We start from the raw sequence: 25,721 nt of genomic DNA on the forward strand, positions 1-25,721 counted from the left end.
CACCTTTCACCTGCCCGAAACGTGATCGCCCCGTACGCTCGGCAAACACCCCTTACGGTGGACACACCGTCCCCCGGCCACCGTCGTCCGAAGGCACCCGCACCCCGCCCTCGTACGAACAGGAGCCCCGTGTCCCGGCTCGCCGCACCTCCCTGGCTCGCCCATGCCCTCAGCGCGCAGCGCGGTCCCGTGCCCTGGAGCGCGGTGACCCGGGGCGCGTTGGCCGCCGGGCCGCTGTTGTTCGCCGGTCTGGTCGCCGGACGGACGTCCGACGGTGTGCTGGCCGCCATCGGTGCGATGCTCGCCGGCATCAACGACCGGCCGGGCAGTCGACGCGCCTCCGTCAAGCGGCTCGGGGTGCCCGCGCTGGCCGGCGCCCTCGGGCTGCTCGTGGGCACGTATGCCGGGCAGGGACTGGCCGCCGTACCGCTCGCCCTGGCGCTCACCGGGCTCGGGCTGGTCGCCGGCGGGGTCAGTGCGGTCGGGCCCGTCGCCTCCGCCGTGGGGACGCAGCTGCTCGTCGGGGCCGCCCTTGGAGCGGGGATGCCGGCGGCCGAGAGCGGCCGGCTGCGCGCCCTCGTCTTCCTCGCCGGTGCCGGATGGCTGCTCGTCCTGCGACTGGCCCTGCCCACGCCCGGTGCCACCGCCGGTGACTTCAGGTTCGACGGGGAGCGGGCGGCGGTCGCCGCCGTGTACGACGCCGTCGCCGCGCTCCTCGACGCCGTGGGCGGTGAGCAGGCCACCGCCCGGCGGGCCGCGCTCACCGCAGCCCTCGACCATGCCCAGGACGCCCTCGCCGGGCCCCGGCTGCGCCGGTACGCCTCTTCCGCCGCCGAGCGCCGGCTGCATGCGCAGTACGCGGCCGCGCTGCCCCTCGCCGAAGCCGCCACCGCGCTGTTCTGGGCGGGGGAGCGGGTCTCGGCAAGGGCCGCGGACGGGCCCCGGCGGCTCGCCGCCGCCGTCCGCGGCAACACCGTCACCGGCCCGCTGCCCGCTCCCCACCGGTCCGCCCCCGCCCTGCGCGCCCTCGACGACGCCCTGCTGCGCGCCGCCGAGGCCTTCGACCGGGCGGAGGGCGCAGACCAGCGGTTGCCCGCCCGGCGCCGGGGTGCAAAGGACGCCGTCCGCGCCGCCGTGCGCGCCGCGTCGGGTGCGGGCGGGCGCGAGTACGGGCTGCGGGTCGCCCTCTGCTTCGGGGCCGGCGCCGCCCTCGCCCAGGCGCTGCACCACACCCGCTGGTACGGCCGGCACCAGCACTGGTACTGGCTGCCCGCCACCGTCGTCTTCCTCGTCAAGCCCGACCTCGGGCCGCTCGCCTCCCGGCTGCTGTGCCGGGCGGCGGGAACCGTGCTCGGCGCTCTGGTGTTCGCCGCCTTCGCCGCGGTGCTGCCCCGGCCCGGCGGGCTCGTCGCGCTCGTCGCCGTCAGCGGGGCCCTGATCCCCGTCGCCACACGGCACTTCGCCGCCCAGACCGCGGTCGTGACCGTGCTCGTTCTCAGTCTGGTGATGGCCGGCGGTGAGCCGCAGGCCTCCGTCAGCCGGATCGGGGAGACGCTGCTGGCCTGCGTGATCGTGCTCGTCGTCGGGCACCTGCCGATGCCGGGGCAGCGGGGAGGGGGAGTGCGGGCCCGGCTGGCCGCCGCGGGGAACGCCGCGCACGCCTACCTCGCGCATGTGCTGAGCCGGTCCCCTGACCGCGCCACCCGCTGGACCCTGCGCCGCGAGGCCTACCGCACCCTCGCCGAGGCGCGTGCCGCCATCGCCCTCGCCTCCGCCGAACTCCCCTCACTCGCGCGGCACACGGAGGGCGCGGACGAAGTGGCCGCCACCCTCGAACGGCTCGTCGACACGACCACCGCCTGCGCCGTCCACCTCGACGACTCCGGCCGCCTCGCAGCCCGGCACCGGGAGCAACTCACCGGGTTGCTGGCCGAGTTCGAGAAGAGACGCCGGGAGCGGGCGGGGCTACGGCTGCCCGGCCTGCCGCTCGCCGGGTGAGGCCCGCGTCCGCTCGGACCGAGTCAACCCACGGCGGCGCGTCCGCGTCCAAGAGAGAGGTCCATGTCCCCCGTACAAGGAGAGGTTCATGCCCCGACTCACCCGTCTCAGACTCGCAACCGGTGCCGCCGCGGCCGTCGTCGCCTCCGTCGTGCTCGCGGCGTCACCCGCGGCCGCCGGTGAACCGACCGTGTCCCAGCCGCACATCGTCGCCCACTTCGACCGGGCGACGGGGCAGACACCGGAGAACATCACGGTCGAGCCCGACGGATCCGCCGATCTCACCTTCGCCTCCGCCCGGCAGGTCGCCCACGTCACGCCGGACGGGGACACGACGATCCTCGCCACCCTGCCCGCCGAGCAGAACCCGAACACCCCCGTCCTCAAGGCCGCGACCGTCTTCGGTATCGCCCGCGCCCACGACGGCACGCTCTACGTCGACTACGCCACCGGCACAGGAAAGACCGGCATCTGGCGCATCGGCCCCGACGGCGGCGCGCCCCGGCAGATCGCCCAGCTCCCGGCGACCGCACTGCCCAACGGCCTCGCGCTCGACGAACGGCACGGAGTGCTCTACGCCGCCGACTCGGCTCAGGGAATCGTGTGGCGGGTTCCGCAGGCAGGGGGTGCACCGACCGTGTGGGCCCAGGACACCGCCCTCACCCCGGTCCCCGTCACCGGCGCCGGCTTCGGCGCCAACGGCGTCAAGGTCCACGGCGGTGCCGTATGGGTGTCCAACAGCGACCGCGGGACGCTGCTGAGGATTCCCGTACGGCCGGACGGCTGCGCGGGGCCGGTGGAGACCCGGGCCACGGGGCTCGACCACATCGACGACTTCACGTTCGTCACACCGTACGGCGACACCCTCCTCGCCGCCCTGATCGGCGATGACGAGGTCGTCGAGGTACACCCCGACGGCACCCGCACCGCCGCCCTCACGCAGGCGGACGGGCTGACCAACCCGACCTCCGTCGCCGTGCACGACGGGACGGTCTACGTCGACAGCGCCGCCTACTTCAGCCAGCAGGCCCCGAACCTGCTCCTGGCCCGCCTGAACCGCGGGCTCGGCCACTGACGGGCCGGGCGGCGGAACGGGCCGGCACCCTTGCCGGATCCCGCCCCGCCGCCCGTGACACCCGGCGAATCCTCCCCGCCGTCGGTCAACTCGCCGACAGCGCAACGCAGTCGGGAGGGTGATCCGCCAGGACACCCCGGCACCCTAGGCTGAAGCCCATGGATCCCGCCGACGGCCTCCTCGACCACCCCTACGACGTCTACCAGCGCCTGCGCGAGACCGCGCCCGTGCACCGCATCACCGGACCGGACGGCACCGCCGCCTGGCTCGTCACCCGGTACGAGGACGTCCGGGCCGCGCTCGCCGACCCCCGGCTCTCGCTGGACAAGCGGCGGGGCACGGCCGGCACGTACAAAGGCTTCTCACTGCCGGCCGCCCTCGACGCCAACCTCCTCAACATGGACCCGCCCGACCACACCCGCATCCGGCGCCTGGTCGGCCGTGCCTTCACCCCGCGCCGCGTCCAGCAGCTCCGCGAGCCGATCCGCCGTACCGCCGACCGGCTTCTCGACGCGCTCGGCCCGCACGGCAGCACCGACCTGGTCGCCTCCTACGCCGCCCCGCTGCCCATCACCGTCATCTGCGACCTGCTCGGCATCCCGGAGGGGGACCGGCTGGACTTCCGGCAGTGGACCGACAGCCTCACGGCGCCGGACCCGGCCCGCCCCCACGCCACCAAGGAGGCGATGGCGGCCCTGCTGGACTTCCTCACCCGGCTCATCGGGGCCAAACGCCGGGCGCCCGCGGACGACCTGCTCTCCGACCTGATCGCCGTACGCGACGAGGGCGACCGGCTCGGCGAGGACGAGCTGATGTCCCTGGCCTTCCTCATCCTCTTCGCCGGATACGAGAACACGGTCCAGCTCATCGGCAACGCCGTGCTCGCCCTGCTGGAGCACCCGGACCAGCTCGCCGCCCTGCGCAAGGACCCCGCGCGACTCCCTGCCGCCGTCGAGGAGCTGGCCCGTTACGAGGGGCCCATGCTGTTCGCCATACGCCGGTTCCCCACCGAGGACGTGACGATCGCCGGGGTCACCATCCCGGCGGGCGAGACGGTCTGGGTGTCCCTGTCCGCCGCCGACCGCGACCCCGCCCGCTTCCCCGACCCCGACCGCCTCGACCTCTCCCGCGACGCGGCCGGTCATCTAGCCCTCGGCCACGGCATCCACTACTGCCTCGGCGCGCCGCTGGCCCGTGCGGAGACGGAGATCGCCCTGGCGGCCCTGCTGGAACGCCTTCCGGAACTCGCCCTCGCCGAAGGGGAGGTGACGTGGCGGCGGTCGATGCGAGCCCGGGGGTTGCGGGCCCTCCCCGTGACGTACTGAACGGACCGACGGGCCCGGCTGAAGCCAGGTGACGGCGCCGGGGGCGACCCGCTCCGCCTTCACGACGAGTACGTCTCCTGACACGGACGGTGCGGTTCCTGTCACAAAGTGAACGGATCCTCACGGTCCGCGCCGAACGGGTGTAGGTAATGTCTCAGTCCCGTCACCGAGCGAGGCGTTTGCCGTCTCCAGGGCGTTAACTCCAATAAGCACGACGCTTTCTGGAGGTGCGAGATGGTGAACGGGCGAACCGTGCTCGAACGCTTTCCCGCCGGTGGTCCGCGGGGATCCCGGCCCGCGGAGGAGTTCGCGCACGCCCGGCGTCAGGAAGGCCTCCCGGCGGAAGTCGTCATGGACCTCGCGACGGACACGTTCCTGGTGATCGTACGGGGCGGCGACCACACGGAGTGAGGTCGCTCAGGCCGGCTTCGGTGCCGGGACCTCCGCGCTGAACTGCTGCGCCTGCAGCGCGTACAGCTCGGCGTAGACACCGCCCCTGGCCAGCAACTCCTCCGGGGTCCCCGACTCCACCAGCCGCCCCTGCTCGAGCACGTGCACGAGGTCGGCGTGCCGGACCGAGGCCAGCCGGTGGGTGATCAGCACGACCGTCTGCCCGCTGCCGGCCAGCGCCCGGATCTTCTCGAACACCTCCAGCTCGGCCCGCGCGTCCAGCGCGGCCGTCGGCTCGTCCACGATCAGCACCCGCCCGCGCCGGTACGCCGCCCGGGCGATACCGAGCCGCTGCCACTGGCCGCCGGACAGCTCGTGCCCGCCGCTGAAGTCGCGGGCGAGCAGGGTGTCCAGGCCGCGCGGCAGATCCGCGACCACCTCCTCGGCCCCCGCCCCGGCTACGGCCGCGGCCAGCCGTTCCTCGGTCAGGGGCGCGCCGGAGCGGCCGACGGCCACGTTCACCCGGGCGGTGAACGGCCAGCGCTTGAAGTCCTGCGCCACCATCGCGATGCGCTCGGCGAGCAGCCGCCGGTCGGCCCGCGCCGCGTCGACGCCGTCCCACAGGATGCGGCCCCGGTCCGGCGTGTACAGCCCCGCGAGCAGCTTGACCAGGGTCGTCTTCCCCGAGCCGTTCTCACCGACGAGCGCGATGATCCGACCGAGCGGCAGCGTGAGGGTGACGTCGTCCAGGGCGGGGCGCGCCCGGTCGCCCGGATAGCTGAAGGTGACGTGCTCGAACCGGATCTCCTTCGGGTCCTCCGGCAGGGCGTCGCCGCCCGCCGGGATGGCCCGCTCGGCCGCCTCCACGTACAGCCGTTGCAGATCGCCCACGAACAGGGCCTCCTCGTGCAGCTGGTTGATCTCCAGCACCAGCGCGTCCAGGCTCGCCGCTCCGGTGCGGATCGCGATCACCGCCGTACCGGCCACGGACAGGCCCATCGCGCCGGCCAGCAGCAGGGAGCCCAGTGTGGCGTAGGTGGCGAGTGTGGCGAGGCCCGTCCAGGCCGCCGCGATCAGACCGGTCCGGGCGGCGAGCCGGGACAGCCGGGCCTGCTCCGCCTCCGCCGTCTGGGACATGGACCGGAAATGACGCAGCAGGAACGGGCCGACCCCGTGCACCCGGATCTCCGGGGCCGCGGCGGGCTCGGTGAGCAGATGGCTGATCAGCCGGCCGGCGCGGGCGTGCTGCACCCAGACGTGGAAGGACTCGTAGCGGCGCCGCGCGTTGGTCAGGGCGCTCCAGGCGCTGGGCAGGGTCATGGTGACCAGCAGCGGCAGCAGAACCGGGTGCAGCACCGCCAGCACGCCCGCGGCGGCTGCCAGCGAGATCAGCGCGCTGATCACCCGGGTGCCGTAGGAGATCATGCGGCGCGCGGATTCGGCGCCGTACTTGGCGGTGTCCAGCAGCTTGTGAAAGGCGTGGTCCTCGATGGCGGCCAGCTCCACGTTCGCCGCCCGCTCCAGGTAGAGCTCGGTCGCCACGCGCTCCACCTTGGGTTCCAGCCGCCCGGTGGCGTAGGTGGAGGCAGCCCGCAGCAGTACGGTCACGAGGGCCACGGCGGCCATGGCGACCAGCGCGGGGGCGGCCGAGCGCAGCCGCTGCTCGATGTCCGGGCCGGTCAGCAGCCTGCCGAGCGCGCTGTTCACGGCCAGCAGGCTCACCGCCTGGGCGGCACCCCGGACCACCTCGGCGGCCAGGACGATCCAGGCGGCCCGGGCGTCGGCCTGCCGGGCCAGCCGGAGGCTGGACGCCAGCATGCCGGGCAGCCGGACCACCATCGCGCGCAGGCTCAGCTCCAGGAAGGCGTCCGCGTGCTCGTTCCAGCCCATGTCGTAGCGCAGCGGCCCCCCGAACAGCAGTTGCTCCGACCCCGACACCGCAGGCTCGGGCGCCCCCCGCCGCTTCCTCACCGTGACCTCCCGGACCGTGACGGAAGGGCCACTATCCCCGCACGGGCCGGCGTCGTGGGAGGGCGCGCGGGGGAGTGCGGGGGGAGTGGTGGGGGCATGCGGTGGGCCACCGCCCCTGGGGAGGCACCCGTCGGCGCGGCCAGGCGAAGCCGACCCCGGGACGGGGGCGGCCGGGACGCAGGCCGGTCGATCGGCCGACCGGTGGGCAGCCGGCCCAAGGGGCGCGGGGAACCGCGCGAGCAACTACAGACAAGCCGCAGGCGCCCAGCAACAGAACCCGGCACCTGAGTGGGCGCCTCGGCACCCGGCACCTGAGTGGGCGCCTCGGCACCCGGCACCCGTGGGCGCCTCGGCCAAGGCCGGCGCAGCGCTACGCCGAGACGGCCCGAGACCAGTCCGGGGCCGTCCCCGTCACCCGGCACAGGGCCAGGTACAGCGGGATCGGCGGGGTGTACGGAACCGTTCCCTCCGGCCGGTGGATGAGCCGGGCGGTGCCGGTGACCAGGGCGCCGGGGGCGTAGTGGGCCGGGAACGGCCAGGGCAGGGCGTAGTCGGAGTCCGACGGGACGATCCACCACCAACGGGCACCGTCGGCGTACACACAGCCCAGCCGCGGCAGCCGGGGTACGACCAGCGGGCCGAGACGGTCGGGTACGGCCACGGCGTCGCAGCCGAGCGGTGCGCTCATACCGTCCGGCACCGTGAGCCGGCGCGGCGCGTCCGGCGCGGACCGGCGGCGCTCCAACCGCACCAGGGTGTCGAGACCGAGGCTCGTGGGGGTGCGCCGTGCGAAGTCGGCGGGGCTGTTCCGGGCCGAGCCGGCGCTGGCCCCGCGGTCGGCGTCGTAGCCGCCGGTCACGGGCGCTCACCGGCGCGGCGCTGCTCAGGGGCCCGGTGCAGAGGCTGGTGCGGGGGCCGGTCCAGGGCCCGGTGCCGGTGGGGCTCCGGAGCAGCGTGGCGGTGTTGTTCGGGGACCTCGTGGCGGTGGTGTTGCCCCGGGACCTCGGGGCGGGGCTGATGCTCCGGTACCCCGTTGCGGGGCTGATGCCCCGGTACCCGATGCGGGGGCTGCCCGGGAGAGCGGTGCCGGCCCTCCGGGGGCTCGTCCTCGTCGGGGTCGTCCGGGCGGCCGGGCTTGGGGCGGGCGCCCCAGCCGAGGTCGTCGCGCGGCTCGGCGATGTCATGGGCCGCGTCGGCCTGCCGGGACAGCTCGGCCCAGACCAGCAGTCCGGGCCCGTGTTCCTGGGCGCCCCAGGCCCGGCACAGCGCGTCGACGAGAAGCAATCCCCTCCCGTGCTCCTCGTCGGGCCGCTGTGGGGACGGGCGGGGTTCGCCGGGGGTGCAGCCCTCGTCGCGTACGGCTATGCGCACGGTGTCGTCGTGGTCCTGCAGCTCGCACACGACGCGACTGCTCGCGGTGTGCACGATCGCGTTCGTGACCAGCTCCGATACGACCAGGGCCGCGCTGTCGCAGGTGTCCGCGCACACCGACCAGCCGGTCAGCCGGGCATGCGCCAGGCGCCTCGCCTGGGCGACGGAACCCGGATGTGCGGCCAGCTCGAAACGGAACCGGCGCTCGGCCGTGCCCCGTTGGGGGGCTGCCGTGGCGGCACCGAGACCGGGACGGTCTGCGGCGTCTGTTCCTAAGGGCGCGGACGGAATCACGCTTGCCACTATCTCCCCGCCGTGAACACTTGGCAAGTGTCACTCTGAAAATTGCAGAGTGCTGTATGGCGCGGTCGGAGGCCGTGGCACACTGCTCGCAACAGCACGTCGCGCGGCGCCAATTGGGGTCATCGGAGATCCGGCCGGTCTTCGAATGCACCTTCGAATGGCGCCGCAGGGCTGTCGGGAAACATTCGGTGGAGCTGTCGGTGGAACGGTCGACGGGGCTTTCGGTGGAGCTTTCGATGGAGGTGGGAGCGTGAGCGAACCGCGGTCCGCGCCGACGGTGGGTCAGGTGGTCCTCGGTCGGCGCCTGCTGGACCTGCGGGAACGCGCCGGACTGAAACGCGAGGACGCCGCCCGCGTCCTGCGCGTCGCACCCGCCACCGTCCGCCGCATGGAGATGGCCGAGGTCGCCCTCAAGATCCCGTACCTGCAACTCCTGCTCAGGGCCTACGGCGTACCCGACGACGAGGCCGAACTCTTCGTCCAGGTGGCCGAGGAGGCGAACAGGCCCGGCTGGTGGCAGCGCTTCCACGACATCCTGCCCGGCTGGTTCTCGATGCATGTCAGCCTGGAGGGCGCGGCGAGCCTCATCCGCTCCTACGAGCCGCACTTCGTCCCCGGCCTGCTGCAGACCGAGGACTATGCGCGCGCTGTGCTCAAGTCCGGTGCCATCGGCCAGACGAGCCCGGACGACACCGAGCGGCACGTCGCCCTGCGCATGCAACGCCAGCAATTGCTCACCCGTAGCGACGCCCCGCGCTTCTGGGCGGTGATGGACGAGACCGCCCTGCGCCGTCCGGTCGGCGGTCCGGAGGTGATGCGCACGCAGATCGACAAGTTGCTCGAGGCCACAAAGCTGCCCCATGTGACGCTCCAGGTCGCCCCGTTCGCGAGCGGACCGCACCCGGGGACGTACGGGCCCTTCGTGCTGTTCCGATTCGCCGTTCCGGAGCTGCCGGACATGGTCTACAGCGAGTACCTGACGGGCGCCGTCTACCTGGACGCGCGCGCCGAGGTGGCGACCCATCTCGAGGTCATGGACCGCATGGCGGCGCAGGCCGCTACGGCACAACGCACGAAGGAGATCCTCCGGGACCTCCGCAAGGAGCTGTGAATGGATCGCATAGAGCCGCGCGGACACGTCTACAACGGCATGCCCGCGCGGGAGCTGGGCAGCGAGGGCTGGCACAAGCCCTGGAGCGGCGGCAACGGCGGGAACTGCCTGGAGGCGATGAAGCTGGCCGACGGCCGGATCGCCGTACGCCAGTCCACCGACCCGGACGGCCCGGCGCTGATCTACACCGCGGACGAGATGACCGCGTTCATCGAGGGCGCCAAGGCGGGAGAGGCCGACTTCCTGCTGTCCTGATCCGGTTCATGCGCGCGTTCATGCAGTGCGCCACGCGGTGGCCGGTCCAGCAGGGCGTACGGCAGTTACGTCACCGCTGACGAGCCCGTCTCCGAACCACCGGTCCTCATCCGGGAGGCCCGGGAAGCCGGGGAGGCTCGGGTGGCCCGGGAGGCAGCACCCCGCACAGCGCCCCCAATGCTGCGCCGAAGGCGTGCTCGGCGGCGGTCGCGTACCCCACCACCAGCCCGTCACCCAACGTCGCCTCGGCCTCCGGATGCCGGAACGCGGCCAGTCCGTCCACGGCGACGCCCTGCCACGCGGCGGCCTTCAGCGTGGACCGCTCGGTGCCCGGCGGCAGCCGCAGTACCGCGTGCAGCCCGGCCGCGATGCCCGTCACCCCGACGTGCGGCGCGTGCGCGGCGAGCGCGGCGACGAGCCGGTCACGCCGGCGCCGGTAGCACTGCCGCATGCGCCGCACATGACGGTCGTACGCCCCGGAGGCGATGAACTCCGCCAGCGCCAGCTGGTCCAGGACGCTGGCCCAGCCCTCCCGCTCGCCCTTGGCCGCGAGCACGGGCCCCGCATACCGCTCCGGCAGGACCATCCAGCCCAGCCGCAGCGCCGGTGACAGGCTCTTGCTGACCGACCCGAGGTGGATCACGCGCTCCGGATCGAGCCCCTGGAGCGCGCCGACGGGCTTGCGGTCGTACCGGAACTCGCCGTCGTAGTCGTCCTCCAGTACGACCGCCCCACGCGCGCGTGCCCAGTCGATCACGGCCGCCCGGCGCTCGGGGTGCAGCGGGCCGCCGGTCGGGAACTGGTGCGCCGGAGTGAGCAGCACGGCCCGCTCCCGCGCGAGTACGTCCACGCGTGCGCCGTGCTCGTCCAGCGGGAGCGGCACCGTCCGCACCCCGGCCGTGGTGAGCAGTCCCCGGTGGAACTCCAGCCCGTACGCCTCCACGCCGAGCGGGCCGCGCAGCACCCCGCCCGCCCCCTGGCCGAACAGCAGCCGCAGCGCGTGCGCGAAGCCGGAGCAGATGACGATCCGGTCCGGCTCGGTCCGCACCCCCCGCGCGCGTGCCAGATATGCGGTCAGTGCCTCCCGCAACTCCCGGCGCCCGGCCGGGTCTCCCGGCCCGAACGCCTCGCTCGGCGCCGCCCGCAGCGCTCGCCGGTAGCAGGCGGACCAGGCGGCCCGCGGAAAGGCCGAGGCGTCCGGCGTGCCCTGCCGCAGATCGTGCCGCGGGCCACGCGCGCGTGGAGGTGCCTTCACGGGCGTCCGTACGGCGTGCCGCAGCGGTTCCGCCCGGTCGGCGACCCGGGTGCCCGAGCCCTGGCGGGCGGTCAGCCAGCCCTCCGCGACCAGTTCCGCGTAGGCGTCCGCCACCGTGTTGCGGGCCACGCCCAGATCGGCGGCGAGCGACCGGTACGGCGGCAGGCGGGTGCCGGCCGCCAGCCGCCCGCTGCGCACGGCTTCCCGCAGCGCCCGGGTCAGCGCCGCCCGCCGCCCGCCCGGACCCGACAGCTCCAGAAGCAGGTCGGCGCCGATCCGCTCCGCGGAATTGACCCATGATCCCGTCACGGAAATGCACCCTACAACCGGTCTCTCGGGTTCGTAGGTTGAAGCCATGACGACGAACACGACCGCCACCGCAGCCGACTTCACCCCCGCGATCGCCGAGGCCGACACCGGCCGCATCCGACTGGATTTCGCGAAGTCCGCTCCGAAGGTCTTCCGCGCCCTCATCGGCTTCGACGCAGCCGCCCGCGCGGGCCTGGACCCGGCGCTGGTCGAGCTGATCCAGATCCGCGCCTCGCACCTGAACCACTGCGCCTACTGCCTTCACATGCACACCAACGACGCCCGCAAGGCCGGCGAGAGCGAGGACCGGCTGCACATGATCGCCGTCTGGCGCGAGGCCCGGCACTTCTTCACCCCGAAGGAGCAGGCCGCCCTCGCGCTCACGGAGGCCCTGACCCTCGTCGCCGACGCGGGCGTCCCCGACGCCGTCCACGCCGAGGCCGCCGCCCGTTTCGAGGAGGAGGAACTGGCCCATGTCCTGGCCCTGATCTGCACGATCAACACGTGGAACCGGGTGGCCCTGTCGACGGGCAAGGTGGCGGGGACGGACGAGAGGAACGGCTGACCAGGGCGGCCGCAGGGCCGACCAGGACGGTAACGGCCGCACGGAAACGGTCTCGGCCGCGGCCGGACCCTCATCCACGTCCTCGTCTACACCCTCATCGGGCGATCCCTCGGAGAGACCGGCGCGGGCAACCGGGAGCTGCCCGTCAGATAGCGGTCGACGGCCGCCGCCACCGCCCGCCCCTCCGCGATCGCCCACACGATGAGCGACTGTCCGCGGCCCGCGTCCCCGGCGGCGAACACGCCGGGGACGTTGGTCGCGAAGCCGTCGTCCCGCGCGATCGTGCCGCGCGGGGCGAGTCCCAGCCCCAACTGCCCGATCAGCCCGTCCCCCTGATCCGGCCCGGTGAACCCGAGGGCGAGCAGCACGAGATCGGCGGGGAGCGTCTGCCCGGTGCCCGGCACCGGGCGCCGCAGCTCGTCGACCTCCACCAGGTGCAGCGACCGCACCCGCCCGCTGTCGTCCCCGGTGAAGCGGAGCGTGGACGCCGCGAACAGCCGCGCGTCCGCGTCCGCCGCCGGTGCCGTCCGCAGGTCCCGGGCCTCTTCGTGCGCGGCGGACAGCCGGTAGATCTTCGGATACGTCGGCCACGGCTCGACGTCCTCGTCGCGCTCGGCGCCCGGCTGCGCGTAGATGTCCAGCTGGGTCACGGACGCGGCCCCCTCGCGCACCGCGGTCCCCAGACAGTCCGCGCCGGTGTCCCCACCGCCGACGATCACCACGTGCTTGCCGGCCGCGGACAGCGGTGAAACCTGCAGATCCCCCTCACACACCCGGTTCGCCAGGGGCAGATACTCCATCGCCTGGTGTATCCCGGCCAACTCCCGACCCGGCACCGCAAGTTCCCGCCACGCGGTCGCCCCCGTGGCGACGACCACGGCGTCGTACCGTCCGCGCAGCTCCGCCGCCCCGACATCGCGCCCGACCGTCGTCGACGTACGGAACTTGGTCCCCTCGGCCCGCATCTGCTCGACCCGCCGCTCCAGGTGCCGCTTCTCCATCTTGAACTCGGGGATGCCGTACCGCATCAGGCCGCCTATCCGGTCGTCCTTCTCGTACACGGCGACCGTGTGCCCGGCCCGGGTCAGCTGCTGTGCCGCGGCGAGCCCAGTGGGTCCGGAGCCGATGACGGCGACCGTCCTCCCGGACAGCCGCTCGGGAGGCCGCGCCGGGACGAACCCCTCCGCCCAGGCCCGGTCGGCGATCGCGCACTCGACGTTCTTGATCGTGACGGCCGGCTGGTTGATCGCCAGCACGCATCCCGCCTCACAGGGCGCCGGACACAACCGGCCGGTGAACTCGGGGAAGTTGTTCGTCGCGTGCAGGCGGTCGCTCGCCGCGCGCCAGTCCTCCCGCGAGACCAGGTCGTTCCACTCCGGGATCAGGTTGCCCAGCGGGCAGGCCTCGTGGCAGAAGGGGATCCCGCAGTCCATGCACCGGTCGGCCTGCTTGCTGATGATGGGCAGCAGCGCTCCGGGGACGTAGACCTCGTCCCAGTCCCGCACCCGCTCCTCGACGGGCCGCCGCGGCCACTCCTGGCGCGGCGTGGTCATGAACCCCTTGGGATCGGCCATGGTCGTCTTCCTCGCGTACGGGTACCGCGCGGGCACCGGGTGTACGACGGGCCGTACGCCGTCGGACGGCGTCCTTCAGCACCCTTTGGGCGCTCTGACGGCACTCTTCCGGCCACGATACGTCCGCACCGACCAGCGCGCAGAGCGACGGACAGCGCTTTCTGTCGCGAGGTCCTCGTCCCCGGGCCACTCTCCTTCCCGTCCTCTTTCCCGCCTCGCTTTCGTCGCCCTGTGCTCAGCCCACCCTGCCCGGCCCTCAGCCCACGTCCGCCCCGGCGTCCTGCCAGGCCCGCAGCACGCTGTCCACGGCCGGGGCGATCCTGCGCCGTGCCTCGTACCGACACACACCGCGCATCAGCAGCTGGTCGTACGGAGTGTCCACATGCCGTACCGCCGCCACCACCGCCGAGATCACCGCCTCCTCCACAAGCACGCCCTGCCGCTCGTAACGGCTCTTGCGCCGGTTGAACCGCACCACCACGACCGACAGCCCGCTCTCCTCCCTCGACCTGCGGGTCAGCGCGGTGTCCCCGCGCGGCAGGAACACCAGGTGCCCGAGGTCCGCGCAGTGCAGGCAGCGCGGTGCCCCGTCCTCCAGCACGAGCAGCGACAGCGGTCCACGCCGGCAAGCGGCACACCGCTTCGGCTTCAGCGCCTGGATGACGACAAGCCGACCGGTGGAACGGGGAGTTGAGGGAAGCGCCATACCCGATACTTTCCCCGTCACCGCCCGCGCGTCCCATGCCCTCCCTGCACCTTCTGCTCCTTCCGCATGCCGCCCTTCTCGCCGTTCCGGACGTTGAACACCGGCACCCGCGTGCGGTGCCGCAACGGCGTCTGGATCTCGTCCGCCGTCGCCACCGCCAGGTCGGTGTATGACCACCACGTCTCACCACCGTGCTCGTCACCACCGTGCTCGCCCTCCTCCTCACCCTTGATCCCGGGCAGCCGCTCCCCGCCGGCGCGATACCGCCCCGTCCGCGGCCCGCCACGCTCCGGAACCCGGCGGGCGTGAGCATCACCCGGTCGACGGGTCCGTCCGCGTGTTCCCGCAGCCGTTCCAGCCCCGCGGCGCCCGCGCGAAAGGGCGGATCTCCGGCAAGAACACCACCGGGTCGTCCATCACCGGCCGCCCGTCCGCCCCGACCAGGTTCGCAAAACGTCCCACCGCGACGAGCCGGCCCACCCCGGCCCCGGCGAGCCCGTCGAACAGCGCGTCGGCCGCCTTCACGAAGAACCCGGGATCGAGTGTGTCGCACCCCTGCTCAGGCCCGCTGAACGGCGCGAAGGCGTGTACGTCACCGGCCTGCCCGGCGGCGACCGCGGCGACGGACGACGGCTGCGGCGGACGACGGCTGCGGCGACGGCTGCGGCGAGGGACGACGGCTGCGGCGAGGGACGACGGCTGCGGCGACGGACGAGGTGTCCGTGATGTCACCTCGTACCACGGTGACGCCCTCTCCACCGGGATCCGGATGCCGCGCCGGATCCCGCACCACGGCGATCACCGAGTACCCGCGCGCAAGCGCCTCGTGTGTCACCGCCTGGCCCGGCCCGGCCTCCGGCGCCGAAGACCGCAATCCCGCTCATCCCACCTCCATGTCCGGCCGGCAGCACCGGCACCGCACCACCTCCCGGCCACCCGGCATCATTGACCCCGTGCGACTGGAAGCGATCACCTGGGACCGGCTCGCCGAGCTGCTGGCCGACCGGCTGGCCGGCCTCGAGCCGACCGACGGAAGCGCCTGGCCGCGCGTCGGCTTCGACGGGGCCCCGGCCGCCCGGCCCGGCGACCTGGCCGAGCGGGTCGGGGAGGCGCTGCGGGTGCGCGGCCGGCCCTCGCTGGTGGTCGGCGCCGAGGGCTTCCTGCGGCCCGCCTCGCTGCGCCTGGAACACGGGCGGCGGGACGCGGAGTCGTACTACGGGGGATGGTTCGACACCGGCGCCCTGTGGCGCGAGGTCTTCGGCCCGCTGGACCCCGGAGGCACCGGGCGCGTCCTGCCCGACCTGTGGGATCCGGCCACCGACCGGGCCACCCGCAGCCCCTATGTCCAACTCCCGCCCGGCGCAATCCTGCTGCTCCACGGCCCCCTGCTGCTGCGTCACTGGTTCCCGTTCGACCTGACCGTGCACGTGTTCCTCTCGCCGGGTGCACTGCGCCGCCGCACCCCCGAGGCCGACCACTGGACGCTCCCCGCCTTCGAGCGCTACGAGTCCGAGACCGACCCCGCCGGCACGGCGGACGTCCTGGTACGCGCCGACGACCCACGCCACCCCGCCTGGAGCGGCTGATCGGTACGTCCGGGCCGCAGGCTCCCGCGGCTCAGAGCCAGCCGTTGCGCCGGAAACCCCGGTACAGCACCAGACACGCCCCTGCCATGACGGACATGACCAGCGGATAGCCGAACCGCCAGTGAAGCTCCGGCATGTGGTCGAAATTCATGCCGTACACCCCGCACACCATCGTCGGCACGGCGATCACCGCGGCCCAGGCCGTGATCTTCCGCATGTCCTCGTTCTGCGCGACGGTCACCTGCGCCAGGTGGGCCTGCAGAATCGAGTTGAGCAGTTCGTCGAACGCGGCGATCTGTTCCTTGGCCCGGATCAGATGGTCGAGCACATCCCGGAAGTAGGCCTGTATCTCCGGGGCGACGACCCGTATGGGCCGGGTGGCCAGATCCTCCACGGGACGGCCCAGCGGCACCACCGCCCGCTTCAACTCCAGCAGTTCACGCTTCATCTGGTAGATGCGACCGGGGTCGAGGCGAGCGCCGTTCTCCGAGAACACCTCCGTCTCGACCTGGTCGATGTCGGCCTGTACCGCGTCGGTGACGTTCAGGTAGTCGTCGACGACATGGTCGGCGATCGCGTGCAGCACCGCCGCCGGGCCCTTGGCGAGCTGATGCGGATGCGCCTCCAGCTCCTCGCGCAGCGGCCCCAGTGAGCCGTGCCGGCCGTGCCGCACCGTGATGACGAAGTCCTCACCGACGAACACCATGATCTCTCCGGTGTCCACCACTTCGCTGGTCGCCGTCAGCTGTTCGTGCTCCACGTAGCAGACGGTCTTGAACACTGCGAAGAGCGTGTCCCCGTAGTGTTCCAGCTTCGGGCGCTGATGAGCCTCGACCGCGTCCTCCACCGCCAGCGGGTGCAGGTCGAACAACTCGGCGATGCCGGCGAACTCACGGTCCGTAGGCTCGTGGAGCCCGAGCCAGACAAACCCCTCGCCGGTCTTGCGTACCATCCGCACGGCATCCACCAGGTCCGTGCACTGCGGCACGCGCACGCCGTCCTGGTACGTCACGCAGTTGACCACCGACGAGCCCAGTGGCGACCTGGCGGGATGACTCAGGTCCACGCGCGGGCGCCGCCGGGCCAGTCGCGCCATCTTGCGCAGGCCGCCGACCCTGCCCAGCTCCGTGACCTTCCGCAGATTCCCCGCCATGGACATCTGGATCTCCTCGCTTGGATCTCCCTCACGCAACGCTTGCGCGCCTTGCCCGGGCAAGTCTGCCAGCCGAGGGCAAAGCGCGGGCAAGCCTGTGGGAATGGAGCGTTCCGCTTGGTTCCCGCCGGTGGACGAAGCGCCGGCCGTCCCGGACAGGCCAGGTGACGGGGATGATCGTGGCATGACGCCATCCGACGGGTACCTCCTGGACAACCGGCAGAACGAAGCGGCACGGCGCTTCGACGCATTCGCCACCCTCTTCGATCCCACGACGTTCCGGCACATCGAGGCGTTCGGCATCGGACCCGGCTGGCGCTGCTGGGAAGTCGGGGCCGGCGGTACCTCAGTGGTGTCCTGGCTCGCCGAGAAGGCGGGGCCCACCGGCAAGGTCGTGGCGACCGACATCGACACCTCGCGGCTCGCCGCCGCTGCCCGTCCGCCGGTGGAGGTGCGCGTCCACGACGTCGGTGCGGAGGAACCTCCGGGCGAGGGCTTCGACCTGGTCCACGCCCGGCTCGTCCTCGTCCATGTCCCGGACCGGGAAAGGGCGTTGCGGTCCATGATCCAGGCCCTGCGGCCCGGCGGACGGCTGCTGCTCGAGGACGCAGACCCCGCTCTCCAGCCTTTGACCTGCCCCGACGAGTACGGCCCCGAGCAGAAGCTGGCGAACCGGCTGCGCCGGGGCTTCCGCAAGCTGCTCGCCGAACGCGGCGCGGATCTGTCGTACGGCCGCAAACTCCCGCGTCTCCTGCGCGAAGCCGGCCTGTGCGGCGTGGAGGCCGATGCGTTCTTCCCGGTGACATCGCCTGCCTGCACCGCCCTCGAGGCCGCGACGGTCCGTCAGATCCGCGCCAGGCTCGTCGCCGCGGGGCTCGCCACCGACGAGGACATCGACCAGCATCTGGCCAACGTCGAGGCCGGCGGCATGGACCTGGTCACCGCACCGATGATCTCGGCGTGGGCGACGAAGGCCTAGACGACCGCGCACAAGAGCCCGGGCCGCGCGGCTCCGACCGCTCTGCCCACGCGCCGCGGTGCCGCGCGGGGGCGCACCACGGCTGCCGGCGTCCCCATGGCACCGGCAGGTGGCCATCCGCCGCTCCTGGTCGCGGTGATCTGCCTCTCAGAGATGGCCAGCCACCGTGTCCCCCACGCGGTGGTTCGTCTCCTACCCCTGGCCAGCCGTCGTTCCCCGAGCGTGGCGGTCTGCCGTCCGGGCGCGGACAAGCGGCCGCTCCTGGCGTTGTGCCGGCCGTGTGGGGTCGGCCTGGCTTCCGGATGCGGCGCTGTGCCTCGCAGGTGTGGTCAGCGGTCGCTTCCGGGGGCGTGGCGGTCTGCCGTCCAGACGCGGGCAAGCGGCCGCTCCTGGCGCTGTGCCTGCCATGAGCGGCCAGCCTTTGCCCGGGTGCGGTGCTGCGCCTCCCAGCCGTGGTCAGCCGTCGCTTCCGGACGCGGCGGTTTTGCCCCCGGCGTGGCCAGCCGGCGTTTCCCGCACGCGGTGGCTTTCCATGGCTAGCCGTCGTCCCCCGCACGCGGTGGTCTGCCTCCCACCCGTTCCACCGCCACGGCGCCCGCCCGGCAGCCCCGGGCCGCCGCCTCCTCCGGATCCGCGCCCGCGAGCAGCGCGGCGAGGAACGCGCCGGTGAAGGCATCACCCGCGCCCGTGGTGTCCCGGGGAACCGCCGGCGTCGCCGCGACCCTGGCCGGTGCGTGGCCGGAACGGGCCACCAGCGCGCCGGCCGCGCCCGCCTTGGCCACCACCAGCGGAACGAGACGGCTCAGCTTGGCCGCCGCGTCCACCGGATCCGGCAGCCCCGTCAGCAGACACGCCTCGTCCCGGCTGGGCAGCAACACGTCCAGGCCCTCCGCGAACGCCAGGAAGCGATCCACGCCCAGCCGCACCAGGAAGCCCGCCGAAGCCGGATCCAGGCTGACCGGCACACCACGCGCGCGTGCCGCCATGAGCGCCGTCCGCGCGAGCTCCCGGCTCGGTTCCGTGAACAGCAGATAGCCGGACAGGTGCAGCCTGGCCACGCCGTCGAGCAACGCGTCCGACCAGTCGGCGGGTTCGAGCCGCAAAGACGCCCCGCTGTCCGTGAGGAACGTGCGCTCCGCCGCCGCGCCCGTGTCGACGAGGCAGATCACCGTCCCGGTCGGGGCTGTCGGATCGACCACCAGCCGGGGCCGCACTCCGGCCGCGACCAGCTCGCGCTCGTGCCACGCGGCCGCATCCACGCCCACCCGCCCGAGCAGACGTACGTCCGCACAGCCCGCGTGTGCGGCCCAGCAGGCCACGTTCGCGCCTGCGCCGCCCGGCACCGTACGGATCGCGGCGGCCGTGTCGGTGCCGGCCGCGAGCGGCCCGCGGTGCCGGGCGACCACATCCGTGACCACGTCCCCGACGACCAGCAGTGCCCCGTCCGCGGTCACCCCCTGGTCCACGCCGTGGCGATCCGTGCCGCCAGCCGTACGTTGCCGCGTACGGCCGCCAGATTGGCGCTCAGGGAGGCGCCGTCGGTGTGCCGGACCAGGTAGTCCAGCAGGAACGGGGTGACCGCCTGCCCGGTGACCCCCTGCTCCGCGCAGGCGCGCAGCGCGTCGGCGAGCACGCGCGCGTGCAGTTCCGGATCGAGCTGCTCCGCCTCGGGGACCGGGTTGGCGACGATCAGCGCCGACCCCGGCGCGTCGAGCGCGTCCTGGGCCCGCATGACGTCCGCGACCTGCTCCGGAGTCCCCAGGGTCCAGTCGACCGGATGCCCCGAGTCCGACAGATAGAAGCCGGGAAACCGGTCCGTGCCGTACCCGGCGACGGCCACACCCAGCGTCTCCAGCCGCTGCAGGGTCGCCGGCACGTCCAGGATCGACTTCACGCCCGCACAGACCACCGTGATCCGGGTGCGGGCCAGCAGACCCAGGTCGGCCGACTCGTCCTGGGTCACCGTCCACTCCCGGTGGACACCGCCCAGCCCGCCGGTGGCGAACACCCGGATGCCCGCGAGCGCGGCCAGCTGTGCCGTGGCCGACACCGTGGTCGCACCGCTCGCACGCGCCGCCACGGCGAGCGGAACGTCGCGGTGGCCCAGCTTGCGGATGCCGTCCTCGTTCGCGACCCGCTCCAGTTGCTCCTTGTCCAGGCCGACACGGGGGCGGCCGTCGAGCACGGCGATGGTCGCCGGTACGGCGCCCTCCCGCCGTACCGCGTCCTCCAGCTCCCGCGCCGCCTGCAGGTTCCGCGGGCGGGGCAGGCCGTGCGCGATGATCGTGGACTCCAGAGCCACCACCGGCCGCCGTGCGTCGATCGCTTCCCGGACCTCTTGCGACACCATCAGCACCACGCGCACCGCCTCCTGTCCGTCGGTCCCTTCCCCATCTCTGGCGGGTGCCGGCCGTCGCTAAACGCTTGCGGACTGTGGGGGACGCCACCAGCCTGGGCCGCATGAGGAAGAACAGCACGCGTCTCGACCACGTCGTCCTGTGGGTGGCCGATCCGGTCGCCGCGGCCGGCTTCTACCAGGATGCCGTCGGCCTGGAACCCGTGAGAGTCGCCGAGTACGCCGACGGAAAGACGGCGTTCCCCTCCGTGCGCGTCAACGAGGAGACCATCCTGGACCTCGTCCCGCTCACCTCGGCCGAGGGCATGAACATGCTGCCCGGCGCTGCCGACGCCGCCGGCCATCCGGTCAACCACATCTGCCTGTCCCTGCCCGCCGACGCCTTCGACGCCCTCCGCGCCCGGCTGGAGGAGCACGGCGTACCCATGAGCGACATGGGCCGCGACTCCTTCGGCGCCCGTGGCAGGGCCCGGCGCAACTTCTACTTCCGGGACCCCGACGGCAACGTCTTCGAGGCCCGGCACTACGACGACTAGCCGGGCCGGTCAGAACAGCGGCTCGGGCAGCACGCCCTCGAGGGCGAGCAGCTTGCGCTTGGTCTCCAGGCCGCCCCCGAAGCCGCCGATGCCGCCGTCGCTCTCCACCACCCGGTGGCACGGCACGACCACCGGCAGCGGATTGGCACCCATCGCCATGCCGACCGCCTGCGCCCCGCCGGGCTGCCCGACCCGCCCGGCGAGATCGCCGTACCCCACCACCGAGCCGTAGGGCACGCCGGACGCCAGCTCGCGCAGCACCTGCCGGTTGAATCCGGAGATCAGCGACCAGTCCAGCGGCAGGTCGAAGCCGTGCCGCTCGCCCGTGAAATAGGCCCGCAGCTGGCGTATCGCCTCTGCCAGCAGCGGCGAGTCCGGATCCTCCACGGGAGTGCGGCCCAGCCGGGCCGCCAGCCGCTCCACGGCGCGGTCGCGCACCGCGTCCGTGGCATGGAAGACCACGTTGACCAGGCCGTCACGGGTCGCCGCCAGCATCAGCGGACCGATGTCCGTGCCCACCACGGCCCACACGACCCGCTGCTCATCCTGCCCATCGCTGTCCATGCGCCCACGGTACGACCCGCCACTGACAACGCCCGTCCCGCTCAGTGCGAACCCAGCGCCGCCCGCACCACGTCGGGCTTGTTGCTGATGATCCCGTCGACGCCGTAGTCCGCGACCCTGCGCGCGGTGGCCGCGTCGTTCACCGTCCAGGCGAACACCCCGAGCGGCTTGTCATGCGGTCCGTCGACGGCGTGCACGGCCGAGACGTACGCCTGGGAGAGCGACCCGTACGAGGGATTGATGAGATCCGTGTAGGGCGCGTATTGGCGCAGTTGCGCCGTCGTGGGCGACCCGAGGTAGGCCGTGGTGACCGCGGGCCTCAGCTCGTGCACGGTCCGGATGCTGTCGCCGCTGAAGCTCTGCACGATCAGCCGCCCGAGGTGCTTGTGGTCCAGCCAGCCCTCGTTGCCGAGAAGCTTCAGCGTCTGCTGCTCGATGCCCGGGTACAGCTCCGGGTTCTTGATCTCCAGGAGCAGTTTCTCGTGGTTGTGTTCGATCCGGCACATGTACTCCTTCAGTGTCGGCACGCGCGTGCCCGCGTACGCCTGGGAGTACCAGCTGCCCGCGTCCAGCCGGGCGATCTCGGCGGCGGTGAAGTCCTTCACCTTCCATGGGGCCCGGTCGGGGAAGACCTGCTCGACGTCCGTGGTGCGCTGCAGGCTGTCGTCGTGGATGACGACCAGCTCGCCGTCCTTGGTGCGCTGAACGTCGTTCTCGACCCAGGAGAAGCCCAGCTGCGCGGCCTTGTCGATCGAGGCCAGCGTGTTCTCGGGGGCATAGGCGGAGGCACCCCGGTGGGCGATCACCGTGGGCACGCCGACGTCGCCGGCCCGGGTGTCGGAGGTGGGGCTCGGCAGGGCCGCCGTCCCCAGGACGGCGGCGGCCGCGGCGGCAAGTACGCGCGCGTGCATGCAGACTCCTCGCGTCGAGTGAATTCCGACAGCAACCAGAGTGACAGCAGACGGTCAACGGCACGCGGGCGCACGATGGCCACAGAGCGAATGGAGATGTCCAGGTCCGCTCACCGGTACCCCACAACTGAGGCAAGGCCGTGTTTCTTTGCCGGAAAATCGTTCGACCATTCCGGTGGGGGTCATACTCTCTGCGACAACCCTGACCGCCGGCGCGGTCCTGGGCCGGGGGGACAAGTCGGGGATTCCGGGACGCAAGAGGGCGGAAGGGCAGCCGCGGATGCAAGGCACGGTCGACGGATTCAGCTACGGGGCCGTCACCCCGTTGGTGGCCTATCTGATGGCCTGCCTCGGTGGCGCCCTCGGCCTGCGCTGCACCACCCGGTCCCTGCTGGTCACGCACTCCTGGCGGCCCGCCTGGCTGGCCCTCGGCTCCGCCGCGATCGGCTCCGGCATCTGGACCATGCACTTCGTCGCCATGATGGGATTCGCCATCAAGGAGACGCCGATCCACTACGACAAGTCGATCACCTACGCGAGCCTCGGCCTCGCCGTCGTCATGGTCGGGGTCGGGATCTTCATCGTCGGCTACCGGGGCGCCACCGGCACCGCTCTGTTCACCGGTGGCACGATCACCGGCCTGGGTGTGGCCTCGATGCACTACCTCGGCATGGCGGGCGTGCGCTTCCACGGGCGCTTCACCTACAACACGTTCACCGTCGCCGCCTCCGTGGTCATAGCGGTCGTGGCCGCCACCGCCGCCCTGTGGGCCGCCGGACGCGTCCGGGGCTTCATGTGGAGCGTGGGCGCGAGCCTCGTCATGGGGCTCGCGGTCAGCGGCATGCACTACACCGGCATGGCCGCCCTGGGGGTCCACCTCGACGGCACGACCCACGCCGCCGGAGGCGCGCCCGAGCCGTCCGTGCTCGCACCGATGCTGATCGGCCCGCTCGCCTTCCTGCTCCTCGCGGGCGTCGTGGTGATCTTCGACCCGCTGATGGTCATGGGCCGGCCCGTGCCCAGGCCCATCGAGCAGAAACCCGGTGTCCCGGCCACCGCCGTCGCCTTCCACCCGGACCGCCGTGCCGCCCTTCACGAGGAGCGCCGCACCGCGCACCACGTCTCCCGGACCCCGCAGAATCGCTGATCCGGACCTGTTGTCAGTGCGGGGTCGTACGGTGGATGACATGCGGCCCGTTTCCCACATCGAACGCACGGTGGCGCCCTTCGAGGTCGTCAGCCCCTACCAGCCCAGCGGCGACCAGCCGACGGCCATCGCCGACCTGGCCAAGCGCATCGGGGCCGGTGAGAAGGACGTCGTCCTGCTGGGCGCGACCGGCACCGGCAAGTCAGCCACCACGGCGTGGATGATCGAAAAGCTCCAGCGCCCCACGCTCGTGATGGCGCCGAACAAGACGCTGGCCGCCCAGCTGGCCAACGAGTTCCGCGAGCTGCTGCCGAACAACGCGGTCGAGTACTTCGTCTCGTACTACGACTACTACCAGCCCGAGGCCTACGTCCCGCAGTCGGACACCTACATCGAGAAGGACTCCTCGATCAACGAGGAGGTCGAGCGGCTGCGCCACTCGGCGACCAACTCGCTGCTCACCCGCCGCGACGTCGTCGTGGTGGCCTCGGTGTCCTGCATCTACGGCCTCGGTACTCCGCAGGAGTACGTGGACCGCATGGTTCCCCTGAGGGTCGGCGACGAGATGGACCGCGACGAGCTGCTGCGCCGCTTCGTCGACATCCAGTACACGCGCAACGACATGGCCTTCAGCCGCGGCACCTTCCGGGTCCGCGGCGACACCATCGAGATCTTCCCGGTCTACGAGGAGCTGGCCGTCCGCATCGAGATGTTCGGTGACGAGATCGAGGCGCTGTCCACGCTGCACCCGCTCACCGGCGAGATCATCAGCGACGACCAGCAGCTGTACGTCTTCCCCGCCTCCCACTACGTCGCCGGCCCCGAGCGCATGGAGAGGGCCATCAACGACATCGAGAAGGAGCTGGGGGAGCGCCTCGCCGAGCTGGAGAAGCAGGGCAAGCTCCTGGAGGCCCAGCGCCTTCGGATGCGCACCACGTACGACATCGAGATGCTCCGCCAGATCGGCAGCTGTTCCGGCGTGGAGAACTACTCGATGCACTTCGACGGCCGCCTGCCCGGATCCCCGCCCAACACCCTGCTGGACTACTTCCCGGACGACTTCCTGCTCGTCATCGACGAGTCGCACGTCACCGTCCCGCAGATCGGCGCCATGTACGAGGGCGATGCCTCCCGTAAGCGCACGCTCGTGGACCACGGCTTCCGCCTGCCCTCCGCGCTGGACAACCGCCCTCTGAAGTGGGAGGAGTTCCAGGAGCGCATCGACCAGACCGTCTACCTGTCGGCCACCCCCGGCACCTACGAGCTGTCCCGCTCGGACGGCGTCGTGGAGCAGATCATCCGCCCGACCGGCCTGGTCGACCCGGAAGTCGTGGTGAAGCCCACCGAGGGCCAGATCGACGACCTGGTGCACGAGATCCGTAAGCGCACCGAGAAGGACGAGCGCGTCCTCGTCACCACCCTCACCAAGAAGATGGCCGAGGACCTCACCGACTACTTCCTGGAGCTCGGCATCCAGGTGCGCTATCTGCACAGCGACGTCGACACCCTGCGCCGCGTCGAACTGCTGCGCGAACTGCGCTCCGGTGAGTACGACGTCCTGGTCGGCATCAACCTCCTCCGCGAGGGCCTCGATCTGCCCGAGGTGTCCCTGGTGGCGATCCTGGACGCCGACAAGGAGGGCTTCCTGCGCTCGGGCACCTCGCTGATCCAGACCATCGGCCGCGCGGCGCGCAATGTCTCCGGCCAGGTCCACATGTACGCCGACAAGATCACCCCGGCGATGGAGAAGGCCATCGAGGAGACCAACCGCCGCCGGGAGAAGCAGGTCGCCTACAACAAGGCCAACGGCATCGACCCCCAGCCGCTGCGCAAGAAGATCAACGACATCGTCGCGCAGATCGCCCGTGAAGAGGTCGACACCGAGCAGCTCCTCGGCTCCGGCTACCGCAAGTCCAAGGACGGCAAGGCCGCCAAGGCACCCGTTCCGTCGCTCGGAGACAAGACCGCCAAGGGCGCAAAGGCGGGCAAGGCCGCCAAGGGCAAGGCGGCGGCCACGGTGCCCACGGACCGTCCGGCGGCCGAACTCGCCGAGCAGATCGAGGAGATGACCGAGCGCATGCGCGCCGCCGCCGCGGAGCTGCAGTTCGAGATCGCGGCCCGGCTGCGCGACGAGGTCTCGGAGATGAAGAAGGAGCTGCGCCAGATGCGGGAGGCCGGCCTCGCCTGAGCCCCGCCACCCTGTCGGACCTCGGCATATGCGCCAAGTGTTGCAACACCGACACAAAGCGCGGGCCGGGGTGCGGCACTGTCGGTGCCCCTG

24 protein-coding genes and 2 pseudogenes are annotated in these 25,721 nt (G+C 72.5%); 12 read left to right on the plus strand and 14 right to left on the minus strand.

Annotated elements, in window-relative coordinates:
• Positions 1-129: 129 nt before the first annotated feature.
• The 4 genes from ACZ7GZ_RS11325 to ACZ7GZ_RS11340 all read left to right on the plus strand — a co-directional run bounded on the left by ACZ7GZ_RS11325 (position 130) and on the right by ACZ7GZ_RS11340 (position 4,809).
• The gene (locus ACZ7GZ_RS11325) at positions 130-1,998 is read left to right on the plus strand and encodes an FUSC family protein (RefSeq protein WP_471022938.1); all 1,869 of its coding nucleotides are present in this window, start codon (positions 130-132) and stop codon (positions 1,996-1,998) included.
• Between the two features lie 88 nt (positions 1,999-2,086).
• Positions 2,087-3,073: an SMP-30/gluconolactonase/LRE family protein gene (locus ACZ7GZ_RS11330; RefSeq protein WP_471022941.1), complete on the plus strand. Its 987-nt coding sequence runs from the start codon at positions 2,087-2,089 to the stop codon at positions 3,071-3,073.
• Between the two features lie 158 nt (positions 3,074-3,231).
• Positions 3,232-4,398, plus strand: a complete 1,167-nt coding sequence (locus tag ACZ7GZ_RS11335; protein ID WP_471022942.1) for a cytochrome P450 family protein — start codon at positions 3,232-3,234, stop codon at positions 4,396-4,398.
• A gap of 234 nt (positions 4,399-4,632) precedes the next feature.
• The gene (locus ACZ7GZ_RS11340; protein ID WP_351246887.1) at positions 4,633-4,809 is read left to right on the plus strand and encodes a hypothetical protein; all 177 of its coding nucleotides are present in this window, start codon (positions 4,633-4,635) and stop codon (positions 4,807-4,809) included.
• A 6-nt stretch (positions 4,810-4,815) separates the two neighbouring features.
• Here ACZ7GZ_RS11340 and ACZ7GZ_RS11345 read toward each other — a convergent pair whose 3' ends face one another.
• The 3 genes and pseudogenes from ACZ7GZ_RS11345 to ACZ7GZ_RS11355 form a co-directional block, all read right to left on the minus strand.
• Positions 4,816-6,759 (minus strand): ABC transporter ATP-binding protein, encoded by a 1,944-nt coding sequence (locus ACZ7GZ_RS11345; RefSeq protein WP_471022943.1) that lies wholly within the window; start codon positions 6,757-6,759, stop codon positions 4,816-4,818.
• 370 nt (positions 6,760-7,129) lie between these two features.
• A complete protein-coding gene (locus ACZ7GZ_RS11350) occupies positions 7,130-7,513 on the minus strand; it encodes a hypothetical protein (RefSeq protein ID WP_471023147.1) in 384 nt (127 codons plus the stop codon).
• Positions 7,514-7,848: 335 nt separating this feature from the next.
• A pseudogene (locus ACZ7GZ_RS11355) lies at positions 7,849-8,433 on the minus strand (ATP-binding protein); the annotation flags it as partial.
• A 250-nt stretch (positions 8,434-8,683) separates the two neighbouring features.
• Here ACZ7GZ_RS11355 and ACZ7GZ_RS11360 point away from each other — a divergent pair.
• A complete protein-coding gene (locus ACZ7GZ_RS11360) occupies positions 8,684-9,544 on the plus strand; it encodes a helix-turn-helix domain-containing protein (RefSeq protein WP_471022945.1) in 861 nt (286 codons plus the stop codon).
• Complete coding sequence (locus ACZ7GZ_RS11365; RefSeq protein WP_023551555.1) at positions 9,545-9,799, plus strand: DUF397 domain-containing protein; 255 nt, start codon at positions 9,545-9,547, stop codon at positions 9,797-9,799.
• Between the two features lie 106 nt (positions 9,800-9,905).
• Here the strand turns inward: ACZ7GZ_RS11365 and pdxR are convergent, their stop codons facing one another.
• Positions 9,906-11,363 carry a MocR-like pyridoxine biosynthesis transcription factor PdxR gene (gene pdxR, locus ACZ7GZ_RS11370; RefSeq protein ID WP_471022948.1) on the minus strand — a complete coding sequence of 486 codons (1,458 nt, stop codon included), beginning with the start codon at positions 11,361-11,363 and terminating at the stop codon, positions 9,906-9,908.
• A 46-nt stretch (positions 11,364-11,409) separates the two neighbouring features.
• On the opposite strand from pdxR, the gene ACZ7GZ_RS11375 reads away from it, so the two are divergent.
• Positions 11,410-11,928: a carboxymuconolactone decarboxylase family protein gene (locus ACZ7GZ_RS11375; RefSeq protein ID WP_471022950.1), complete on the plus strand. Its 519-nt coding sequence runs from the start codon at positions 11,410-11,412 to the stop codon at positions 11,926-11,928.
• Positions 11,929-12,014: 86 nt separating this feature from the next.
• On the opposite strand, the gene ACZ7GZ_RS11380 is transcribed toward ACZ7GZ_RS11375, so the two are convergent.
• From ACZ7GZ_RS11380 to ACZ7GZ_RS11400, 5 genes and pseudogenes are all read right to left on the minus strand, one after another.
• A complete protein-coding gene (locus ACZ7GZ_RS11380) occupies positions 12,015-13,502 on the minus strand; it encodes a glutamate synthase subunit beta (protein WP_471022952.1) in 1,488 nt (495 codons plus the stop codon).
• Between the two features lie 256 nt (positions 13,503-13,758).
• Positions 13,759-14,208 (minus strand): DUF2293 domain-containing protein, encoded by a 450-nt coding sequence (locus ACZ7GZ_RS11385; protein WP_471022955.1) that lies wholly within the window; start codon positions 14,206-14,208, stop codon positions 13,759-13,761.
• Between the two features lie 17 nt (positions 14,209-14,225).
• Positions 14,226-14,363: a hypothetical protein gene (locus ACZ7GZ_RS11390; protein ID WP_471022956.1), complete on the minus strand. Its 138-nt coding sequence runs from the start codon at positions 14,361-14,363 to the stop codon at positions 14,226-14,228.
• A 157-nt stretch (positions 14,364-14,520) separates the two neighbouring features.
• Entirely contained in the window at positions 14,521-14,940 is a 420-nt protein-coding gene (locus ACZ7GZ_RS11395) for a hypothetical protein (protein WP_471023154.1), read from the minus strand.
• Between the two features lie 22 nt (positions 14,941-14,962).
• A pseudogene (locus ACZ7GZ_RS11400) lies at positions 14,963-15,043 on the minus strand (hypothetical protein); the annotation flags it as partial.
• A gap of 118 nt (positions 15,044-15,161) precedes the next feature.
• On the opposite strand from ACZ7GZ_RS11400, the gene ACZ7GZ_RS11405 reads away from it, so the two are divergent.
• Complete coding sequence (locus ACZ7GZ_RS11405; RefSeq protein WP_471022957.1) at positions 15,162-15,794, plus strand: nucleoside/nucleotide kinase family protein; 633 nt, start codon at positions 15,162-15,164, stop codon at positions 15,792-15,794.
• 31 nt (positions 15,795-15,825) lie between these two features.
• Here ACZ7GZ_RS11405 and corA read toward each other — a convergent pair whose 3' ends face one another.
• Positions 15,826-16,953, minus strand: coding sequence for a magnesium/cobalt transporter CorA (corA, locus tag ACZ7GZ_RS11410; protein ID WP_471022960.1), 1,128 nt, complete (start codon positions 16,951-16,953; stop codon positions 15,826-15,828).
• A 178-nt stretch (positions 16,954-17,131) separates the two neighbouring features.
• Between corA and ACZ7GZ_RS11415 the strand changes: the two genes are divergently transcribed.
• Positions 17,132-17,926: a class I SAM-dependent methyltransferase gene (locus ACZ7GZ_RS11415; RefSeq protein WP_471022962.1), complete on the plus strand. Its 795-nt coding sequence runs from the start codon at positions 17,132-17,134 to the stop codon at positions 17,924-17,926.
• 536 nt (positions 17,927-18,462) lie between these two features.
• Here the strand turns inward: ACZ7GZ_RS11415 and ACZ7GZ_RS11420 are convergent.
• Complete coding sequence (locus ACZ7GZ_RS11420; protein WP_471022965.1) at positions 18,463-19,392, minus strand: carbohydrate kinase family protein; 930 nt, start codon at positions 19,390-19,392, stop codon at positions 18,463-18,465.
• The gene (locus ACZ7GZ_RS11425) at positions 19,377-20,285 is read right to left on the minus strand and encodes a pseudouridine-5'-phosphate glycosidase (protein ID WP_471022967.1); all 909 of its coding nucleotides are present in this window, start codon (positions 20,283-20,285) and stop codon (positions 19,377-19,379) included. The genes ACZ7GZ_RS11420 and ACZ7GZ_RS11425 overlap by 16 nt, the downstream gene beginning before the upstream one ends.
• Positions 20,286-20,386: 101 nt before the next feature.
• Between ACZ7GZ_RS11425 and ACZ7GZ_RS11430 the strand changes: the two genes are divergently transcribed.
• Positions 20,387-20,818: a VOC family protein gene (locus tag ACZ7GZ_RS11430; protein ID WP_471022968.1), complete on the plus strand. Its 432-nt coding sequence runs from the start codon at positions 20,387-20,389 to the stop codon at positions 20,816-20,818.
• A 9-nt stretch (positions 20,819-20,827) separates the two neighbouring features.
• On the opposite strand, the gene ACZ7GZ_RS11435 is transcribed toward ACZ7GZ_RS11430, so the two are convergent.
• Both ACZ7GZ_RS11435 and ACZ7GZ_RS11440 read right to left on the minus strand, forming a co-directional pair.
• Complete coding sequence (locus ACZ7GZ_RS11435) at positions 20,828-21,382, minus strand: methylated-DNA--[protein]-cysteine S-methyltransferase (protein ID WP_471022970.1); 555 nt, start codon at positions 21,380-21,382, stop codon at positions 20,828-20,830.
• A gap of 41 nt (positions 21,383-21,423) precedes the next feature.
• A complete protein-coding gene (locus ACZ7GZ_RS11440) occupies positions 21,424-22,293 on the minus strand; it encodes a glycerophosphodiester phosphodiesterase (RefSeq protein ID WP_471022972.1) in 870 nt (289 codons plus the stop codon).
• Between the two features lie 280 nt (positions 22,294-22,573).
• Between ACZ7GZ_RS11440 and ACZ7GZ_RS11445 the strand changes: the two genes are divergently transcribed.
• Together ACZ7GZ_RS11445 and uvrB are read left to right on the plus strand one after the other, a co-directional pair.
• Positions 22,574-23,440, plus strand: coding sequence for an MHYT domain-containing protein (locus ACZ7GZ_RS11445; RefSeq protein ID WP_471022974.1), 867 nt, complete (start codon positions 22,574-22,576; stop codon positions 23,438-23,440).
• A gap of 40 nt (positions 23,441-23,480) precedes the next feature.
• On the plus strand, positions 23,481-25,628 hold the full coding sequence (gene uvrB, locus ACZ7GZ_RS11450; RefSeq protein ID WP_471022977.1) for an excinuclease ABC subunit UvrB: 2,148 nt from the start codon (positions 23,481-23,483) through the stop codon (positions 25,626-25,628).
• Positions 25,629-25,721 lie beyond the last annotated feature (93 nt).

It is taken from the genome of Streptomyces sp. NPDC037288 (assembly GCF_055603265.1).

Excerpts from the sequence above, each read along its gene's own strand:
- ACZ7GZ_RS11330 (WP_471022941.1), top strand. The coding sequence starts at position 2,087 with ATGCCCCGACTCACCCGTCTCAGACTCGCAACCGGTGCCGCCGCGGCC.
- ACZ7GZ_RS11380 (WP_471022952.1), bottom strand. The coding sequence starts at position 13,502 with ATGGCCGATCCCAAGGGGTTCATGACCACGCCGCGCCAGGAGTGGCCG.
- corA (WP_471022960.1), bottom strand. The coding sequence starts at position 16,953 with ATGTCCATGGCGGGGAATCTGCGGAAGGTCACGGAGCTGGGCAGGGTC.
- ACZ7GZ_RS11435 (WP_471022970.1), bottom strand. The coding sequence starts at position 21,382 with ATGGACAGCGATGGGCAGGATGAGCAGCGGGTCGTGTGGGCCGTGGTG.
- ACZ7GZ_RS11365 (WP_023551555.1), top strand. The coding sequence starts at position 9,545 with ATGGATCGCATAGAGCCGCGCGGACACGTCTACAACGGCATGCCCGCG.
- ACZ7GZ_RS11440 (WP_471022972.1), bottom strand. The coding sequence starts at position 22,293 with ATGCACGCGCGCGTACTTGCCGCCGCGGCCGCCGCCGTCCTGGGGACG.
- ACZ7GZ_RS11430 (WP_471022968.1), top strand. The coding sequence starts at position 20,387 with ATGAGGAAGAACAGCACGCGTCTCGACCACGTCGTCCTGTGGGTGGCC.
- ACZ7GZ_RS11375 (WP_471022950.1), top strand. The coding sequence starts at position 11,410 with ATGACGACGAACACGACCGCCACCGCAGCCGACTTCACCCCCGCGATC.
- ACZ7GZ_RS11340 (WP_351246887.1), top strand. The coding sequence starts at position 4,633 with ATGGTGAACGGGCGAACCGTGCTCGAACGCTTTCCCGCCGGTGGTCCG.
- uvrB (WP_471022977.1), top strand. The coding sequence starts at position 23,481 with ATGCGGCCCGTTTCCCACATCGAACGCACGGTGGCGCCCTTCGAGGTC.
- ACZ7GZ_RS11445 (WP_471022974.1), top strand. The coding sequence starts at position 22,574 with ATGCAAGGCACGGTCGACGGATTCAGCTACGGGGCCGTCACCCCGTTG.
- ACZ7GZ_RS11335 (WP_471022942.1), top strand. The coding sequence starts at position 3,232 with ATGGATCCCGCCGACGGCCTCCTCGACCACCCCTACGACGTCTACCAG.
- ACZ7GZ_RS11385 (WP_471022955.1), bottom strand. The coding sequence starts at position 14,208 with ATGGCGCTTCCCTCAACTCCCCGTTCCACCGGTCGGCTTGTCGTCATC.
- ACZ7GZ_RS11415 (WP_471022962.1), top strand. The coding sequence starts at position 17,132 with ATGACGCCATCCGACGGGTACCTCCTGGACAACCGGCAGAACGAAGCG.